Annotated in this window: 13 protein-coding genes; 8 read left to right on the top strand and 5 right to left on the bottom strand. The window is 72.5% G+C overall.

Features of this window, described 5'->3' with window-relative positions:
• The first annotated feature begins 29 nt into the window (after positions 1–29).
• Positions 30–2,126: a ThuA domain-containing protein gene (locus tag HDA43_RS31780; protein WP_179828163.1), complete on the top strand. Its 2,097-nt coding sequence runs from the start codon at positions 30–32 to the stop codon at positions 2,124–2,126.
• A gap of 245 nt (positions 2,127–2,371) precedes the next feature.
• On the opposite strand, the gene HDA43_RS31775 is transcribed toward HDA43_RS31780, so the two are convergent.
• The 5 genes from HDA43_RS31775 to prcB form a co-directional block, all read right to left on the bottom strand.
• Entirely contained in the window at positions 2,372–3,325 is a 954-nt protein-coding gene (locus HDA43_RS31775) for an FKBP-type peptidyl-prolyl cis-trans isomerase (protein ID WP_179828161.1), read from the bottom strand.
• A gap of 95 nt (positions 3,326–3,420) precedes the next feature.
• Entirely contained in the window at positions 3,421–4,779 is a 1,359-nt protein-coding gene (pafA, locus tag HDA43_RS31770) for a Pup--protein ligase (protein WP_179828159.1), read from the bottom strand.
• Between the two features lie 244 nt (positions 4,780–5,023).
• Positions 5,024–5,569: a hypothetical protein gene (locus HDA43_RS31765; protein WP_179828157.1), complete on the bottom strand. Its 546-nt coding sequence runs from the start codon at positions 5,567–5,569 to the stop codon at positions 5,024–5,026.
• A 114-nt stretch (positions 5,570–5,683) separates the two neighbouring features.
• Positions 5,684–6,490 carry a proteasome subunit alpha gene (prcA, locus tag HDA43_RS31760; protein ID WP_179828155.1) on the bottom strand — a complete coding sequence of 269 codons (807 nt, stop codon included), beginning with the start codon at positions 6,488–6,490 and terminating at the stop codon, positions 5,684–5,686.
• Between the two features lie 19 nt (positions 6,491–6,509).
• The gene (gene prcB, locus HDA43_RS31755; RefSeq protein WP_179828885.1) at positions 6,510–7,328 is read right to left on the bottom strand and encodes a proteasome subunit beta; all 819 of its coding nucleotides are present in this window, start codon (positions 7,326–7,328) and stop codon (positions 6,510–6,512) included.
• Between the two features lie 214 nt (positions 7,329–7,542).
• Here prcB and HDA43_RS31750 point away from each other — a divergent pair, with 214 nt between their 5' ends.
• The 7 genes from HDA43_RS31750 to HDA43_RS35575 all read left to right on the top strand — a co-directional run bounded on the left by HDA43_RS31750 (position 7,543) and on the right by HDA43_RS35575 (position 18,479).
• Entirely contained in the window at positions 7,543–8,922 is a 1,380-nt protein-coding gene (locus HDA43_RS31750) for an extracellular solute-binding protein (RefSeq protein WP_179828153.1), read from the top strand.
• Between the two features lie 1,177 nt (positions 8,923–10,099).
• A complete protein-coding gene (locus tag HDA43_RS31745) occupies positions 10,100–10,984 on the top strand; it encodes a carbohydrate ABC transporter permease (RefSeq protein WP_179828151.1) in 885 nt (294 codons plus the stop codon).
• Positions 10,981–11,931: a carbohydrate ABC transporter permease gene (locus HDA43_RS31740; RefSeq protein ID WP_312873639.1), complete on the top strand. Its 951-nt coding sequence runs from the start codon at positions 10,981–10,983 to the stop codon at positions 11,929–11,931. Before HDA43_RS31745 ends, HDA43_RS31740 begins: the two co-directional genes overlap by 4 nt.
• Positions 11,928–13,010: an ABC transporter ATP-binding protein gene (locus tag HDA43_RS31735; protein ID WP_179828149.1), complete on the top strand. Its 1,083-nt coding sequence runs from the start codon at positions 11,928–11,930 to the stop codon at positions 13,008–13,010. The genes HDA43_RS31740 and HDA43_RS31735 overlap by 4 nt, the downstream gene beginning before the upstream one ends.
• Positions 13,007–14,215, top strand: a complete 1,209-nt coding sequence (locus tag HDA43_RS31730) for a CehA/McbA family metallohydrolase (protein WP_179828147.1) — start codon at positions 13,007–13,009, stop codon at positions 14,213–14,215. The genes HDA43_RS31735 and HDA43_RS31730 overlap by 4 nt, the downstream gene beginning before the upstream one ends.
• Positions 14,206–15,294, top strand: coding sequence for a Gfo/Idh/MocA family protein (locus HDA43_RS31725; RefSeq protein ID WP_312873638.1), 1,089 nt, complete (start codon positions 14,206–14,208; stop codon positions 15,292–15,294). Before HDA43_RS31730 ends, HDA43_RS31725 begins: the two co-directional genes overlap by 10 nt.
• 86 nt (positions 15,295–15,380) lie before the next feature.
• Positions 15,381–18,479: a glycoside hydrolase family 38 N-terminal domain-containing protein gene (locus tag HDA43_RS35575; RefSeq protein WP_312873637.1), complete on the top strand. Its 3,099-nt coding sequence runs from the start codon at positions 15,381–15,383 to the stop codon at positions 18,477–18,479.
• Positions 18,480–18,584: the final 105 nt, after the last annotated feature.

The following is an 18,584-nucleotide window of genomic DNA, read 5'->3' as shown; positions in this document are numbered from 1 at the left end:
CGGGCGCCGGCCCTTCGAAGAGAGGGACCATGCGCAGAATCCTCGCGGGCCTCGGCACCGCCGCCACCCTCGCCGCCTGCATGCTCTACGCCTCACCTCCGGCCGGCGCCGCCGCCGACGCGCCGTACGATGTCCTCGTCTTCTCCAAGACCGCCGGATTCCGGCATGACGCCATCCCCGCCGGAGTCCAGACGATCAAGGATCTGGGGGCGGCCGGCGGGTTCACCGTCACCGCCACCGAGGACGCCGCCGCGTTCACCACCGCCAACCTCGCCAGGTACGAGGCCGTCGTGTTCCTGCTCACCACCGGCGACGTGCTCGACGACGCCCAGCAGAGCGCGTTCGAGTCCTACGTCCGCGGCGGCGGTGGCTACGTGGGCGTGCACTCCGCCGCCGACACCGAATACGACTGGCCCTTCTACGGACAGCTCGTCGGCGCCTGGTTCGCCAGCCACCCGGCCATCCAGCAGGTCGCCTCCAGGACCGAGAACCGGGCCCACCCGGCGACGGCGCACCTGCCGCGGACCTGGACCCGCACCGACGAGCTGTACAACTACCGGACCAACCCGCGTGGCTCCGCCCGCGTCCTGGCCACCCTCGACGAGTCGTCCTACTCCGGCGGCACGATGGGCGCCGACCACCCGATCACCTGGTGCAAGGGCGTCGGCACGGGACGGTCCTTCTACACCGGGTTCGGGCACACCAAGGAGTCCTACGCGCAGGCCGACTTCCGCACCGGACTGCTGGGCGGCATCCGCTACGCGGCCAGGCGCGCGCACGCGGACTGCCGGCCCGAGACCGGTTACGGCACGCTGTACGACGGGTCCACGACCGGCTGGAGGCAGTCCGGGCCCGGCGGCTTCACCGAAGCCGACGCGACGCTCTCCTCGACCGGCGGCATGGGGCTTTTCTGGTACAGCGCCAAGCAGTACACCTCGTACTCCCTCAAGGCCGACTTCCGGCTCACCGGCGACAGCAACTCCGGCATCTTCGTCGGGTTCCCCGACCCCGGCGGCGACCCGGACGTCGCGGTCAACCAGGGGTACGAGATCCAGATCGACGCCACCGACACCCCGGATCGCACCACGGGGGCGATCTACGGTTTCAAGGCCGCCGACATCGCCGCACGCGACGCCGCGCTCAACCCGCCCGGGGAGTGGAACACCTACGAGATCCTCGTCGAGGGTCAGCGGCTCCGGGTCTACCTCAACGGCTCGCTCATCAACGACTTCACCAACTCCGACCCGAACCGCGGCCTCGACGGCTACATCGGCATCCAGAACCACGGCGGCGCCGACCAGGTCGCCTTCCGCAACATCCGCGTCAAGGAGACCTCGGCCACCAACGACGTGACCACGCAGGCCGAGTCCTACAGCTCCGTGAACGGCGCGCAGCCGTTCGCCAAGGCCGGCGCCAACAACGGCCAGACGCTCGGCTACATCGATCCGGGCGACTGGTCCGGCTACGTCGGTGTCGACGTCGGCGGCGCCACCTCGTTCCGCGCCCGCGTCGTCTCGGGCGGGCCCGGCGGCCAGATCCAGATCCGCACCGGCTCCCCGACCGGCGCCGTGCTGGGCACCGTGAACGTGCCGAACACCGGCGGCTGGGACGCCTTCGCGACCGTGAGCACCCCGCTCACCGGTGTCCCCGCCGGCAGCGCCGACGTCTACCTCACCTACACCGGTACCGGCGGCGGCCTCTTCGACGTCGACGACTTCACCTTCGTCAAGTCCGGCGGCTCGCCCACGGGCACGGGTCCGGTGAAGGGTCTGGCCGGCAAGTGCCTCGACGTCGCCGGCGCCAACCCCGCCGACGGAACGAAAGTCCAGCTCTACACCTGCAACAACACCGCCGCCCAGAACTGGACGGTCTCCGGCCCGCAACTCAAGGCCCTGGGCAAATGCCTCGACGTCGCCGGCGGCGCCACCACCGACGGAACGAAGATCCAGCTCTACACCTGCAACAACACCGCCGCCCAGAACTGGACACCGCAACCCGACGGAACCCTGAAGAACCCCCAGTCCGGCAAATGCCTCGACGTCACCGGCGCCAACCCCGCCGACGCCACCCCGGTCACCCTGTGGACCTGCACCGGCGCACCCAACCAGAAATGGACCCTGCCCTGACCCACGGCACCGGCCACCCGACCCGACCGCAACACCCGGCGCCCGCACCCCCACGCGGGCGCCGGGTCCGTTCTTCCCGGGCCGGCCATCGCCCCGGCCCCGGCGGTTCACCCGGGGGATCGCGACCACGCCGAGATCATCGCCGCTCACCGCGGGATTTCAGGCTCTGTCCCGAAAACCCGTGCCGGGGCCGCTCGGGCGGCCCCGGCACGGGGAACGGATCGTGGACGGGTCCGGAAGCGGCCTCAGTAGGCGCCGAGGACGTCCACCGCGAAGACCAGGGTGTCGGTGCCCTTGATCTTGTCGCCGGAGCCCTGCTCGCCGTAGCCGAGGCTCGGCGGGATGCTCAGCAGCACCCGGCTGCCGACCGGGACGCCCACCAGGCCCTGGTCCCAGCCCTTGATGACCTTGCCGGTGCCGATCTGGAACATGATCGGCTGGCCGCCGCGCCCCCAGCTGCTGTCGAACTCGACACCCGAGCCCCAGATCTTGCCGACGTACTGGACCAGGATCGACTGGCCGGCCTTGACCGCCGGGCCCGACCCCTTGATCACCGTCTTGGCGACGAGGTCCTTGGGCGCCTTCTCCTTGGTCTTGGTGTCCAGCTTCGGCGCGGCGTCACCGCCGGGGTTCTCCAGCTTGATGCCCTTGATTCCGGCGTCGGTGGCCTTGCCCTGGACCGCCTTGTCCTTGGGCACGCCCACCACGTCGATCACGAAGACCTGCGACTGCCCGGCGGGGGCCTGCTGCTGCTGCTCGGCGGGCAGCGAGTCCTTGGCGACGACGGACAGGAAGCGGCCGCCGTCCTTGGTCTCGGCGAAGCCCTTGCGGAGGATCTCCGGGACCTGCTCGTTGAGCGTGATCAGCTGCGGCCCGCCCTCGTCATAGGTCGAGCCGATCATCTTGTTGGTCTTGCCGTCCCAGGTGTAGACGGTGAAGTTGGCGACCACGTTCGACCCCTTCTGGGCCGGGGCGCCGGCCGTACCGGGGGTGATCACCTGGTAGGAGGAGGTCTCGGCGACCTTGGCGGGGAAGGCCACGGCCGGCTTGGCGTTGGGCGCGCCGGTGACCTTCAGCGCCGAGACCGCCTCGCCGCTCGGGTTGGCGGAGTTCGCGGTGGCGGTGCCATCACCGGACCCGCAGGCCGCGGCGAACATCAGGGGCAGGGCGGCCAGTACGGCCAGGCTGCGGCGACGCATAGATATCCCTCAGGCAGACGTCAGGTTCGCGTCACACTACTCGCCTTGACATAGGGTCGCGATAAATCATCGGTCGCCTTGCCGAAGCATGACCATCACATTCCGGCGATGAGCTTCTCCACCCTCTCGTCCACGCTGCGGAAGGGATCCTTGCACAGCACGGTGCGCTGCGCCTGGTCGTTGAGCTTCAGATGCACCCAGTCGACGGTGAAGTCACGCCGCTTCTCCTGCGCCCGGCGGATGAACTCCCCGCGCAACCGCGCCCGGGTGGTCTGCGGCGGCACCGACTTGGCCTCGAAGATCTTCAGGTCGCTGGTCACCCGCTCCACCGAGCCGCGCCGCTGCAGCAGGTAGTACAGGCCGCGGCGGCGGTGCACGTCGTGGTAGGCCAGGTCCAGCTGGGCGACCCGGGGGCTCGACAGCGGCAGGTCGTACTTCTCGCGGTACCGCTCGATGAGCTGGTATTTCGTCACCCAGTCGATCTCGCGGGAGACCAGGTCGAGGTTGCCGGTGTCGACGGCGTTGAGGGTGCGCTCCCACAGCTCCAGCACCCGCTCGCTGATCTCGTCACCGCCGCGGCGATCGACGAAGTCGCGGGCCTTGGTGAGGTATTCCTGCTGGATCTCCAGCGAGGACGCCTCCCTGCCGTTGGCCAGCCTGACCCGCCGCCGCCCGGTCATGTCGTGGGAGACCTCCCGGATGGCCCGGATGGGGTTCTCCAGTGACAGGTCGCGCATCACCGTGCCGGCCTCGATCATGCGCAGCACCAGGTCGGTCGCGCCGACCTTGAGCAGCATGGTCGTCTCGCTCATGTTGGAGTCGCCGACGATGACGTGCAGCCGGCGGAACCGCTCGGCGTCGGCGTGCGGCTCGTCGCGGGTGTTGATGATGGGCCGCGAGCGGGTGGTCGCGCTGGAGACGCCCTCCCAGATGTGCTCGGCCCGCTGGGAGACGCAGTAGACGGCGCCCCGGGGAGTCTGCAGCACCTTCCCCGCGCCGCAGATGATCTGCCGGGTGACCAGGAAGGGGATCAGCACGTCGGCCAGGCGGCCGAACTCGCCGTGCCGGCCCACCAGGTAGTTCTCGTGGCAGCCGTAGGAGTTGCCCGCCGAGTCGGTGTTGTTCTTGAAGAGGTAGATGTCGCCGGCGATGCCCTCCTCGCGGAGCCTCTTCTCGGCGTCGACCAGCAGGCCCTCCAGGATGCGCTCCCCCGCCTTGTCGTGGGTGACGAGCTCCACGACGCTGTCGCACTCGGGGGTGGCGTACTCGGGATGGCTGCCGACGTCGAGGTAGAGACGGGCGCCGTTGCGCAGGAAGACGTTGCTCGATCGGCCCCAGGAGACGACGCGGCGGAAAAGGTAACGCGCGACCTCGTCGGGCGACAGCCGCCGCTGTCCCCTGAACGTGCAGGTGACCCCGTATTCGTTCTCAAGTCCGAAGATGCGACGGTCCATTGCCTCACACTATTCGCCGAACCCCTCCCGCGGGAGGGATCAGTGGGGGGTTTTCGGTCCTACGGCTTATGCCCGGCGCGGTGCTCGGCTAAGCACGCGCGGGCCCCGGCCGGGCACACGGATCCCGGCCGGACAGGGGACCTCGGCCCGGCACGCCGCGGCCCGCGCCCGGGGACGTTCCCGGGCGCGGGCCGCGGCGTGGGTCCCCGGCGGCGCGCAGGACCGGCGAGGAGGGGTGAGGAGGTCAGGGGGTGTAGATCTCCTGCAGCTTGACGATCCGGCCGCGGTAGACGGTGATCAGCGCCGGGCGCTGCATCTTCGCGGCCCGCTTCAGCAGCGTCGCGCGGGAGCAGCGCTTGGCGCCCAGGCCGCGCCTGTCGACGGTCATGTTCGCCATCCGCGACGAGCAGCCGAAGGCGCTCAGGTAGACCACGTTCCCGGCCACGGGCGAGCTGTAGGCGGTGGAGTTGCCCTCCGGCGGGCCCTCGAAGTGGCCCTCGGTGTACTTGTCCCGCACCCACTTGATCGGCTCGTACTCGGCCTGCCCGCCGGACACGTGGGTGATCCAGCCGCGCAGGATGCCGTCCTTGCGGGGGCTGATGCGCTTGGTGAAGTCGTGGCCGGGGTCGGACTGGAACGTCGTCCCGAAGATCTTCGGCGCCGGGTAGTGGGGGATCGCGGCCGCCCGGGCGGGGGCCGCCTGGGCGGGGATCACGGCCGCCTGGGCGGGGGCCGTACCGGCGGCGAGGGCGGCGCACAGGGCGGCGGCGGTCAGAACGGATCGTTTCATGACTGCTTCGACCACGGTCCCGCGCCTCCGGTTCACCGAACCGGGATGTGATCCGCGTCACAATGCGCGGGCGCCGCGCCCCCGGCGGGGACGCGGCGCCCGCGGAGCGTGCGGTCAGCCGCCGGAGCCGGTGTCGATCTCCCCCTCGGGAGCGGTGGGCGGCGTCTGGGATCCGCCGTCCTGCGGCGCGGCGGCCTCGGCGGTTCCGGCGTCCACGGCGCCTTCCCCGGCGGACGACCCGGCCAGCAGCGCCTCCAGCCTCGGACCGGCCAGGCGCTGGAACTTGCGGTGCGGCCGGTTGCGGTCGAGCACCGCCACCTCCAGCTGCCCGGCGGGGGGACGCTCGCCGCCCGGCTCGGTCAGCGCGAACAGCGCCGCCTGCAGCGCGTCGGCCAGCGACAGGCCGTCGCGGTAACGCTCCTTGAGCCGGCCCGCGACCGCCTCGGCCTGGCCGCCCATCGCCACCAGGCCGGACTCGTCGAACACCGAGCCGTCGAAGGTGAGGCGGTAGATGTGGTCCTCGTCGGCGGTGTCGCCGACCTCGGCCACCACGAGCTCCACCTCGAACGGCTTCAGCGACTCGGTGAAGATCTGGCCGAGGTTCTGCGCGTAGAGGTTGGCCAGGCCCCGGGCGGTGACGTCCTCCCGGTCGTAGGTGTAGCCGTTGATGTCGGCGTAGCGGATCCCGCCGAGGCGCAGCGCCTCGAACTCGTTGTACCGGCCGACCGCGGCGAAGCCGATCCGGTCGTAGATCTCGCTGATCTTGTGCAGGGCACGGGAGGGGTTGGGGGCGACGAACAGGATGCCGTCCTCGTACTGCAGCACGACGACGCTGCGGCCTCGCGCGATGCCCTTGCGCGCGTAGTCCGCCTTGTCCCGCATCTGCTGCTCGGGCGAGACATATCCAAAGGGTATGGACACCTGCGGTGATCCTCTCGTGTTAACGCAGCGGAGCGGTGGGACCGTCGGGGGAACTCTTCCGGCTCTCCACCATCGCCTCGACGTTCTCGGCGATCTCGTCGTCGCTCAGGCGGCGGTAGCCGTCGGCGGTGAGCACCGCGACGACGGGCCAGATCCTGCGGATGACGTCGGGACCGCCGGTCGCCGAGTCGTCGTCGGCCGCGTCGTAGAGGGCCTGCAGAACCGTCAGCACGGTGTCCTCCGGGCTCGCTCCCTCGCGGTACAGCTTCTTCAGCGAACCCCGCGCGAAGATCGAGCCGGAGCCGATCGCGTGGTGCTGGTGCTGCTCGTACGGCCCGCCGCCCACGTCGTAGCTGAAGATCCGGCCGCTGTCGCCGTTCGGGTCGTAGGCCACGAACAGCGGGACCACGACCAGGCCCTGCATCGCCATCGGCAGGTTGCCGCGGATCATCGTGGCCAGCCGGTTGGCCTTGCCCGCCACCGACAGCGAGCGGCCCTCGCGCTTCTCGTAGTGCTCCAGCTCGACCCGGTAAAGGCGCGCCAGCTCGATGCCGGTGCTCGCCGCGCCGGCGATGCCCATGGCCGAATGGTCGTCCAGGCGGAACACCTTCTCCATGTCACGCTGGGAGATGATGTTGCCCGACGTCGCCCTCCGATCCCCGGCGATCACCACGCCGCCGGCGCAGGTCGCCGCGACGATCGTGGTGGCATGGGGGATCTGGTCGCCGACCGGGGCCGCCAGCGTCTCGTTGCGGCCCGGCAGCAAGTCCGGCGCGTGGGACCTGACGAACTCCGAGAACGAGGAACTCCCGGTGTCGGTAAAGATGTGATTCACCATGCCGGCGGGCAGGTCCCTGTGCGATCCCACGCGACTCCCTCCAAAGGTGCGGTCCCTTATGGCCCGACCTTACTCACGTTGCCGTGCTGTCTGCACTTCCCTCGATCAGCTCAGCGCGAACCACCTGTGTCCCTCCCGTTGAATCTTTACGCCCGTGTAAGCCTGTGTAATCGTCGAGTTGTCGTGACATGCCTTACCTCCCCCTGGAGGTCACGTGAGACCCTTCCATCGGCCTGTCCTGATATCGACCCTGGCAGCCGCCGTGCTCGCCCTCTGCTCCTGCGGTTCCGGCTCCCCCTCCGATGGTGACGTCACCCTGACCATCACGGCCAACGCCATCTCCGGCGGCAAGAACTCGGTCAGCGCCGACTGGATCAAGAACTGGGTGATCCCGCGGTTCGAGGCCGCGCAGAAGCAGGCGGGGCGGGACGTGCGCGTGCTGTTCCAGCCCAACGGCGTGGACGACGAGCAGTACAAGACGAAGGTCGCGCTGGACCTGAAGTCGAGGACCGGCGCCGACGTGATCGACCTCGACGGGATCTGGGTCGGCGAGTTCGCCCAGGCCGGGTACATCAAGCCCCTCGGCGAGGTCGGCGGCGCCGCGGTGGACTCCTGGGACGGCTGGCGGCAGATCCCCGAGGCGGTGCAGGGCCTGGGCGTCTTCGAGGGCAAGAGGTACGGCGTGCCGCAGGGCACCGACGGGCGCATCCTCTACTACAACAAGAGCCTGTTCGCCAAGGCCGGCCTGCCGGAGAAGTGGCAGCCCAGGAGCTGGCAGGAGATCCTCGACGCCGGGACGGCGCTGCGCCGGCTGCCCGGCGTGACGCCGATCCAGATCAACGCCGGCACCGCGATGGGCGAGGCCACCTCGATGCAGGGCGCGCTGCCGCTGCTGGCCGGCACCGGCGCCGAGATCTACGCGAACGGCAAGTGGACCGGGGCCTCCCAGGGCGTCAAGGACGTGCTGGACCTCTACCGGCGGATCTACGCGGGCGGCCTGGGCGACCCCAGGCTGCAGCAGGAGGCCAAGGGCCGCGACAAGTCCTTCGCCGAATTCGCCGCCGGCAAGATCGGTATCCTCGCCGAGGGCGACTACTTCTGGCGCTCGGTGATCGATCCCAAGGCCGGCGTGGCCCCGATGGCCGACCGCGACAAGGTCGTGGGATACGCCAAGATCCCCGCGAGGACGCCCGGCGCGGGGATCCGCGGCCAGGACTTCGTCAGCATGTCCGGCGGCGCCGTACGGGTGCTGAACCCCTTCTCCAGGCATCCTCGTCAGGCGTGGGAGCTGCTGGCGTTCCTGCACTCGGCCGAGGCGGTCAAGGCCGAGCTGGCCGGAGCCGTCCGCGTCACCTCCAGATCCGACGTCAACGACGAGGTCCTCGCCGGCGACCCGCTGCTGAGCTTCGTCTCCCGGGAGATCCTGCCGATCACCGCCTACCGCCCCGGTCTGGCCCTCTACCCCCAGGTGTCGGCCGCCCTGCAGGAGGCCACGGCCGACGTCGTCTCCGGCAGGTCCGTCGAGGAGGCCGCCACCGCCTACCGCACCAAACTGGAACGCCTCTCGGGCAACCCCGCCAACGTCACCAACTAGCTCGGGGCGCCGGTGCCTGGACCGCGAGGGGGCGCCGGTGTCTGGACCGAGGAACGAAGGAGCGAAGCGACGAAGTGACGAGGGAAGACACCGGACCCAAGCCCCCGAGCCGCGACACGCAGTGTTGCCATGAACACAGCGAGGGGGCGCCGGTGTCTGGACCGAGGAACGAAGGAGCGAAGCGACGAAGTGACGAGGGAAGACACCGGACCCAAGCCCCCGAGCCGCGACACGCAGTGTTGCCATGAACACAGCGAGGGGGCGCCGGTGTCTGGACCGAGGAACGAAGGAGCGAAGCGACGAAGTGACGAGGGAAGACACCGGACCCAAGCCCCCGAGCCGCGACACGCAGTGTTGCCATGAACACCGCGAGGGGGCGCCGGTGTCTGGACCGAGGAACGAAGGAGCGAAGCGACGAAGTGACGAGGGAAGACACCGGACCCAAGCCCCCGAGCCGCGACACGCAGTGTTGCCATGAACACCGCGAGGGGGCGCCGGTGTCTGGACCGAGGAACGAAGGAGCGAAGCGACGAAGTGACGAGGGAAGACACCGGACCCAAGCCCCCGAGCCGCGACACGAAGCGTCGCCATGAACACAGCGAGGGGGCGCCGGTGTCTGGACCGAGGAACGAAGGAGCGAAGCGACGAAGTGACGAGGGAAGACACCGGACCCAAGCCCCCGAGCCGCGACACGAAGCGTCGCCATGAACACAGCGAGGGGGCGCCGGTGTCTGGACCGAGGAACGAAGGAGCGAAGCGACGAAGTGACGAGGGAAGACACCGGACCCAAGCCCCCGAGCCGCGACACGAAGCGTCGCCATGAACACAGCGAGGGGGCGCCGGTGTCTGGACCGAGGAACGAAGGAGCGAAGCGACGAAGTGACGAGGGAAGACACCGGACCCAAGCCCCCCGAGCCGCGACACGAAGTGTCGCCATGAACACAGCGAGGGGGCGCCGGTGTCTGGACCGAGGAACGAAGGAGCGAAGCGACGAAGTGACGAGGGAAGACACCGGACCCAAGCCCCCCGAGCCGCGACACGAAGTGTCGCCATGAACACAGCGAGGGGGCGCCGGTGTCTGGACCGAGGAACGAAGGAGCGAAGCGACGAAGTGACGAGGGAAGACACCGGACACCAGCCCCCGAGCCGCGACGCGAAGCGTCGCCATGGACACAACATGAACACAGACGCGGCCGGCCTCGGGAGGAGCCGGGCGGTGGTGTTCGCGTTGCCGGCGCTGGTGCTCATCGGGGTCTTCCTGGTCTTCCCCGCCCTGTGGACCATCTACCTGGGTCTCACCGACTATCGGCTGACCGGCCTGGCGGCGGCGGACCCGCAGGTGGTGGGAACCGCCAACTACACCGCCGCGCTCGGCGACGAGCGGTTCCGCAGTTCCTTCTGGCTGACCGCGCAGTACGTCCTCGGTTCGGCGGTCATCGGGCAGGCGGGGCTCGGCTTCACCCTGGCGTGGACGCTGCGCGGCCGGCGCGGGACCGTACGGCGGGTCGTCGAGGGGCTGGTGCTGCTGTCGTGGATCCTGCCGGGCTCGGTGGTGGCGTTCCTGTGGATCGCGCTGCTGGACCGCGACGGCGGGACCCTCAACGCCCTGCTGGGCACCCCCGGCGCCGCCTGGCTGCTCGACCATCCGATGCTGTCGATCATCGTGTTCAACACCTGGCGGGGTACCGCGTTCTCGATGATGCTCTACTCGGCGGCGCTGGAGAACGTGCCCGTCTCCCACCTGGAGACCGCCCGCCTGGCCGGGGCCTCCACCCTGCAGCGGCTCCGGGACGTGGTGCTGCCCCAGATCAGGGGGCACGTGCTGACCAACGTGCTGCTGACGAGCCTGTGGACGTTCAACGACTTCACGCCGTTCCTGATCACCGCGGGCGGCCCCGAGGGGCGGTCGGAGATCCTGCCGTTCTACGTCTACAACACCGCCCTGCGCGGTGGGCAGCTCGGTTTCGGCGCCGCCGTGTCCTTCCTCATCCTCCTGATCAACCTCGTCTTCGCGCTGGCCTACCTGCGCCTGCTGCGCAACCGCCGGGAGGTGGCCGTGTGAGTCCCGAACCCGCCGGGGACCCCGATGCCCGCCCCGGACCCGCCGGGGGTTCCGAGCCCCGGACCCCGCCCGGCTCCGCCGTACCCGTCGGGCCCGCGCCCGGCCCGCGCTCACCCGTCCGCCACGCGCCCGTACGGCACGCGCTCGGCCGGATCTCCTCGGCCGCCTTCCTCGCCCTCGTCGCCGCCTTCTTCGCGCTGCCGATGCTCTGGCTGGCCTCGGCGCCGTTCGACGCCCACCCCTCCATCACGGTGTCGGTGCCGGAGTTCACGCTGGCCAACTTCCGCGCCATCCTCGCCAACCCCTACGCGGCGGGCTCCATCGTCAACTCCGTCATCCAGGCCGGCGGCGCGGCGGTCCTCGTGGTCGTCCTGGCCGCCCTGGCGGCCTACGCCCTGTCCCGGGTCCGGGTGCCCGGCCGCGACGTCCTGCTGTACGTGCTGCTGCTCCTGTCGTCGGTCGTCACCGGCACCGCCGCGATGGTGCCGATCTTCGAGCTGGCCACCCGGCTCGGCCTGGTCGACACCCATCTCGGCGTCATCCTCGTCGTCTCCGGCGGCCTCCTCCCGGCGGCGATCTTCATCCTCAAGGACTTCATGGACGCCACCCCCACCTCCTACGAGGAGTCGGCGCGGGTCTTCGGCGCCTCGCCGGCGCAGATCCTGCGCCACATCGTGGTCCCCCTCGTCCGGCCCGGCCTGGCGACGGTGGCGGTGTGGGCGGTGGCCAGCGTGTGGGGCGGCTTCCTGATGCAGTACATCCTGCTGCGCGACCCGGACAAGTCGCCCAGCGCGGTCGTGCTGTTCACCCTCTACACCGAGGGCGGCCAGCCCGACCTGCCGTTGATCTCGACCTTCTCCCTGCTCTACTCACTGCCGGTGGTACTGATGTACCTGTTCGTGAGCAGCAGGTACGGCTTCCGCTTCCATGGAGGGATCAAGCAGTGATCTCCGTGCACGGCCTGACCAAGGTGTTCCCCGGCGGCGTCCGGGCTCTCGACTCCCTCGACCTGGAGATCGGCGAGGGCGAGTTCTTCGCACTGCTGGGGCCGTCCGGCTGCGGCAAGACCACGCTGCTACGGACGATCGCCGGCCTGGAGACCCCCACCTCCGGAAGCGTCGTCATCGGCGGGACCGACGTGACCGCGCTGCCGCCCGGCCGCCGCGACGTCGCCATGGTCTTCCAGGACTACGCCCTGTTCCCCCACATGGACGTCACCGACAACATCTCCTACCCGCTGCGGATCAGGAAGGTCCCCCGCGACCGCCGCCGGGCCAGGGCCGCCGAGGTCGCCGGCCGGCTGAGCCTCACCGAGCTGCTCGGCAGGCGCCCCGGGCAGCTGTCGGGCGGCCAGCAGCAGCGGGTGGCGCTCGCCCGGGCCATCGCCTGCCATCCGCGGGCGTTCCTGTTCGACGAGCCGCTGTCCAACCTCGACGCCCGGCTCCGCCTGGAGGCCCGCACCTTCCTCAAGCGCCTGCAGGACGAGCTCGGCGTCACCACCGTGTTCGTCACCCACGACCAGGGCGAGGCGCTCGCCCTGGCCCACCGGATCGCGGTCATGGACGCGGGCCGCGTCGCCCAGGTCGGCACCCCCACCGAGGTGTTCCACCGCCCCGCCACCACCTTCGTCGCCTCCTTCATCGGCTCCACCCCGATGAACCTGCTGCCCGGGCGGATGGGGGACGGCGCGCTGCACGTGGCGGGCGCCGTGCTGCCGGCCCCGGGGGACCCGCCCGGCGGCGGGGACGGCGGGGACGGCGGGGACGGCGGGGAGATCGTGTACGGCGTGCGCCCGGAGTACACCGACCTGTCCACCACGCGGCGCGACGACGGGTTCGCCGGCGAGGTCGCCGTCCTGGAGAACCTCGGCACCGCCACCCTCGTCACCCTGGAGGGCCCCGGCCACCTCGTCCAGGCCGTCGTCCCCGAGGGCCGCGAACCGGCGCTGGGCACGACCGCCTGGGCGGTCCCCCGTCCGGGCCGCGCCCTGCTCTACCGCGACGACGTCCTGGTGGGCCGGGCATGAGGGCGCTGCGCCTGACCGGCCGCTGGAGCCTCGCGGACCGGGTCACCGGCCCGGTCCGCGGTGTGCCGTTCGAGTTGCCCGCCGGGGCCCGCGCCTTCACCGTCCGCCTGGCCTACGATCGCTCCGCCGGTGTGCTGGACCTCGGCTGCGAGGGCCCGGCCGGGTTCCGCGGCTGGTCCGGCGGCGCCCGCTCGGAGTACACCGTCGCCCCCGGCTGGGCCACCCCGGGATACCTGCCCGGCGAGCCCGAGCCCGGCGAGTGGCGCGTCCTGCTGGGCCTGTACCGCGTCCCGCCGGACGGCCTGCCGTACGAGGTGACGGTCATCCCGCACCTCGCCCCGCCCGTCGCGCCGCCCGCCCGCGCCGGGCTGCGGCCCCCGCCACCGCCGCCGCGGGCCCCCGCCGCGGTCCGCCGCGGCCTGCCCGCCCTCGGCGACCTGCGCTGGCTCGCCGGTGACCTGCACACCCACACCGTCCACTCCGACGGCTCGCTCGGCGTCTCCGAGCTCGCCTGCCTGGCCGCCGACCGCGGCCTGGACTTCCTCGCCGTCACCGACCACAACACCGTCAGCCACCACGCGGAGCTGCCCGCCGCCGCGACCTACGCCGCGATCACCCTGGTCCCCGGCCAGGAGGTCACCACCGACCTCGGCCACGCCAACGTCTTCGGCGACGTCGGCTGGATCGACTTCCGCGAATCCCCCGACCGGTGGGCCGAGACGGTCGGCGAGCGCGGCGGGATCATGTCGGTCAACCATCCCGTGGCCGCCGACTGCGCGTGGCGCCACCCCATGCGCACCCCTCCCCCGGCGGTGGAGGCGTGGCACTGGAGCTGGTGGGACCGCACCTGGGGGGCGCCGCTGGCCTGGACGCAGGCGTGGTCGCCCGGGGCCGTGCTGGTCGGCGGCAGCGACTACCACCGGCCCGAGGAGGGCCACCCGCCCGGCGACCCCACCACCTGGGTGCTCGGCCGCGACCCCCTGGACGGGCTGCGCCAGGGCGTCACCGCCGTCTCCGCCACCCCCGACGGCCCCCTGCTGCTGCGCCACGGCGACGACTTCCTCGTCGTCGGCGGCGACGGGCTCGTGCTGTGGGGGCCCGGCACCCGGCGGGTCGTCGTCGGCGACCGGGTCGTCCTGCCGGCCCGGCCGGGGCCGCACCGCCTGGAGACGTACCGCAACGAGGTGATGGCGCTGTGCACGTAGTGAAGGTCGCGCTCGCCGGGCTCGGCGTCGCCGCCCAGGTGATGTACCTGCCGCTGCTGGCCAGGCGGCGGGACCTGTTCGAGGTGACCGACGTGTGCGACCTCGACCCGGCACGGGCCGAGGCCACGGGCCGCCTCACCGGCGCCCGCCCGCACGCCGACCCCCTGGAGATGCTGGGCCGCGGCGGCTTCGACGCGCTGGTCGTGCTCACCGCCGGGTCCCACGGCGCCCTCGTCGCCGCCGCCCTGGAGGCCGGCTTCGCCGTACTGTGCGAGAAGCCCCTCGCCTACAGCCGGGCCGAGGCCGAGGCGCTGCGGGCCGGGCCCCTGCGGGCCGATGAGCGGCTCATGGTCGGCTACATGAAGCAGTACGACCCGGCCGTGCGGCGTGCCGCCGCCCTGCTGGCGGGGAGGGCCGTACGGCACCTCGACGTCACCGTCCTGCACCCCGCCGACGAGGCCCAGCTCGCCTTCGCCCGCGTGCGGCCCTCCCGTCCCGCTCCCGAGGCGCTTGCGCCCTGGCTGCGGGCCGACGAGGCGGCGCTGGACGCCGCGCTCGGCCCGGACGCCCCCGCCGCGGCCCGGTCCCTCTACGCCGGCGTGGTGCTCGGCAGCCTCTGCCACGACCTGGCGCTGCTGCGGACGTTCGGCGGCCCGCCCGTCACCGTCGACCACGCCGCCGCCTGGGACGGCCCCTCCTTGGAGGTCAGCGGGGCGCTGCGCCGGGGCCGCTACGGCCTGCGCTGGCACTACCTGCCCGGCCACCCCGCCTACCGGGAGACCGTCAGCGTCCACCACGAGGACGGCACGCTGGAGCTGGTCTTCCCCTCCCCCTACCTGATGAACGCCCCCACCGTCCTGACCTCCTCCTCCCCGGACGGAGCCGCCGAGGTCAGGGCCGTCCACCGCGACGTGTCCGAGGCGTTCGAGCTGCAGCTGGAGGCGTTCCACGCCCTCGTCACCGAGGGCACGCCCCCGCTCACCGGCCTCGACGGCGCCCTCGCCGACATCGTCGCCGCCCAGCAGATCATCCGGGCGGTCGCCGGGCCGTCCGTCGGAGGTGAGGCACGTGACGCCTGACATCGCGACCGCGCGGACACCATCGGAGGTGAGGCGCGTGACGCCTGGCACCGCGACCGCGCGGACACCGTACGGAGGTGGGAAGCGTGACGCCTGAGACCGCCGGCGTCCCCGGCGTCTCCGCCGCCCCCGGCATCGTGGTCGTCCCGCACACCCACTGGGACCGCGAGTGGTACCTGCCGTTCCAGCGCTTCCGGCTCGGCCTGGTCCGCCTGCTGGACGAGGTCCTCGACACCATGGCCGCCGACCCCGCCTACCGGTTCACCATGGACGGCCAGCTCGCCGCCCTGGAGGACTACCTGGAGATCCGCCCCGAACGGCTCGGCGAGGTGCGGCGGCTGGTCGCCGAGGGCCGCTTCGCCGCCGGGCCCTGGCTCATCCTCGCCGACGAGTTCCTCTGCTCCGGCGAGACCCTCATCCGCAACCTGGAGTACGGCATGCGCGGCGCCGAGGATCTCGGCGGCGCCATGCGCGTCGGCTACCTGCCCGACCAGTTCGGGCACTGCGCCCAGATGCCGCAGATCCTGCGCCAGGCCGGCCTGGAGCACGCCTGCCTGTGGCGCGGGGTGCCCGCCGCCGTCGAGCGCGACGCCTTCGCCTGGGTCGGCGCCGACGGCACCGCGATCCGCACCCAGTACCTCCCCGGCGGGTACGGCAACGCCGTCGCCCTGTTCACCGGCCCGGCGGGCGACCTCGCCGACCGGCTGGCCGCCTTCGCCTCGATCATGCGGCCCTGGCACCCCGAGGGCCCGCTGCTGGCCATGTACGGCGCCGACCACAGCGCGCCGGCCGCGGACATCACCGCCGCCGGGCTGCGCCTGGCCACCCTGGAGGAGTACGTCACCGCCCACGACCCCGGCGTCTCCGGGCTGCCCGCCGTCCACGGCGAGCTGCGCTCCCACGCCCGCGCCAACATCCTGCCGGGCGTCGTCTCCGCGCGGCTGCCCGCGAAAAGGCTCATGGCCCGCGCCGAACGCGTCGTCGCCCGCTACGCCGAGCCGCTCGCCGCGCTCTGGCTGCCCGGCGACACCGTCGCCGCCAGGCTGCTCGACCTGGCCTGGCGCCGCCTCATCGCCTGCAGCGGCCACGACTCCATCACCGGCTGCGGCGCCGACGAGACGGCCCAGCAGGTCGCCGCCCGCATCGCCGAGGCCGGGCAGATCGGCCAGGCCGTCGTCGACCTGGCCGCCTCCTCCCTCGCCGCCGGCACGGCCCGCGACGCCGTCGTGGTCGTCAACCCCTCCCCCTTCCGGCGCACCGGCCTCGTCCTGGCCGACCTGCCCGAGTCCCGCCCGGTCCTGACCGGCCCCGGCGGGGCCCGCGTGGCGGCGCAGCGGCTGGAGCTGGCCCCGACCCTCCTCGACGAGACCGTCATGGACGACCTCGCGCTGCTCCTCGGCCGGGTCCACGACCGGGAGCTGTTCGGCCAGCGGATCGTCTCATGGTCCGTGGGCGGGGATTCCGCGGCGCCGTGCCCGGAGAAGGGCGGGGAGGCCCCGGAGGGGGCGCCGCCGGCTTCCACGGGCGGCTCCGGAGCGGTTCCGGCGGACGCCCCGGAAGGGGTCTTCACCGTCGTCGTGGCCCGCGACCCCGCCACCGGCTACGAGTACGCCGACCTGCGCGCGGCGGTCCTGGACGCCGCCGCGACCCGGCCCGGCCCGTGGCGGGTGCGCATCGTCGCCGAACCCGTCGTCACCGTCGCCGCGCTGGTCACCGTCGAGGCGTTCGGCCGTACGGTGCTCACCCCGGCGGCCGGCGGGGGCCTCGGCGGGGAGAGCCCGGCGGTGGAGGACCCGATGGCGGGGGCGGTCCTCACCGGAGCCGGGTCCGCGGAGGAGCGGTTCGCGGACGGGAGCCCGCGGGACCCGTTCACGGAGGGCGGGGCCGCGCGTCCGGGAGACGTGCCGCGTTCCGCCGAGGGCGTCCTCGACAACGGCCTGCTGCGCGTCACGGTCGCCCCCGACGGCACCCTGTCGCTGCGGTCCGCCGGCGCCGAGGTCCACGGGGTGGGCCGCGTCGTGGACGGCGGCGACGCCGGGGACACCTACAACCATGCCCCGCCCCGCCACGACGTCCTCGTGGACGCCCCGTCCCGGGTGGAGGTCGAGACCCTCCACACCGGGCCGCTGGTGTCGGTGCTGGAGATCCGCCGCGAGTACGCCTGGCCCGCGCACGAGGAGGGGGACGGGCGCTCCGCCGCCCGCGAGGACGTCACCGTCACCACCAGGGCCGAGCTGAGGGCGGGCGAGCCGTACCTGCGGCTGGAGATCTCCTTCGACAACCGCTGCCGCGACCACCGGGTCCGCTGGCACGCACCGCTGCGACCCGGCGCCGCCGAGTCCTTCGCCGAGGGGCAGCTGTCGGTGACGCGCCGGGGGACGGCCGCCGAGGGCGGCTGCGGCGAGGAGCCGCTGCCCACCTTCCCGGCCGAGGGCTTCGTCGCCGCGGGCGGACTCGCGGTCCTGCTGGACCAGGTGACCGAGTACGAGCTGACCGGCGGGGAACTGGCGCTCACCCTGCTGCGGTCGGTGGGGCTGCTGTCACGCAACCGCAACGCCTACCGCGACGAGCCCGCCGGTCCCCAGATCGCCACCCCCGAGGCCCAGTGCCCGGGGCCGGCCGTGCTGCGCTTCGCCGTACTGCCCTGCCCCGGAGCCTGGCACGAGGCGGGGCTGCCGCGGCTGGCCGAGGAGTACCGGCACGACCTGCTGGCGGTGCCCGGCGGCGGTCCGGCCATCGGCCCGGCCGCGCGGGCGGAGGAGCGGGGCGCGGGGACGGCCGGGAACGGGACGGGGGCGGATCCGGTGGGCGGCGGAGCGGCGGGGACCCTGGACGGGACGGAGACCGGCCCGGCGGGTCAGGCGGTGGAAGGAACCCTGGACGGGACGGAGGCCGGCCCCGCGGGTCAGGTGGCGGAGGGGGCCCTGGACCGCGCGGGCGCGCGGCTGGAGGTCGAGGGCATCGGCGTGGTGCTCACGGCGCTGCGCGAGCGGGACGGCGCACTGGAGGTGCGTCTCGTCGCCGAGCATCCCCGCGGCACCGAGGCCGTCATCCGGGGGGCGTTCACCGCCGCCCGCCGCGCGGACCTGCTCGGGGTGCCGGGTGAGCGGCTGGAGGCCGCGGACGGGGAGGTGCGGCTGCCGCTGCGCCCCTTCGAGATCGCGACGGTCCACCTCATCGGTTGAGCGGCGGGGCGGGCCCGCCCCGGCCGCCGCGCGCCGGACCCGTCCGGGAGACCGTCCCGGCCGCCGGTCGCCGAGTCCGGATCCGGAGGATCGGCTCGGCGGACC

The organism is Streptosporangium sandarakinum (assembly GCF_013409935.1).
Lineage (GTDB): Bacteria > Actinomycetota > Actinomycetes > Streptosporangiales > Streptosporangiaceae > Streptosporangium > Streptosporangium nondiastaticum.
Note: the sequence above shows the minus strand (reverse complement) of the source record. Positions and strands in the feature narration are given on the sequence as shown.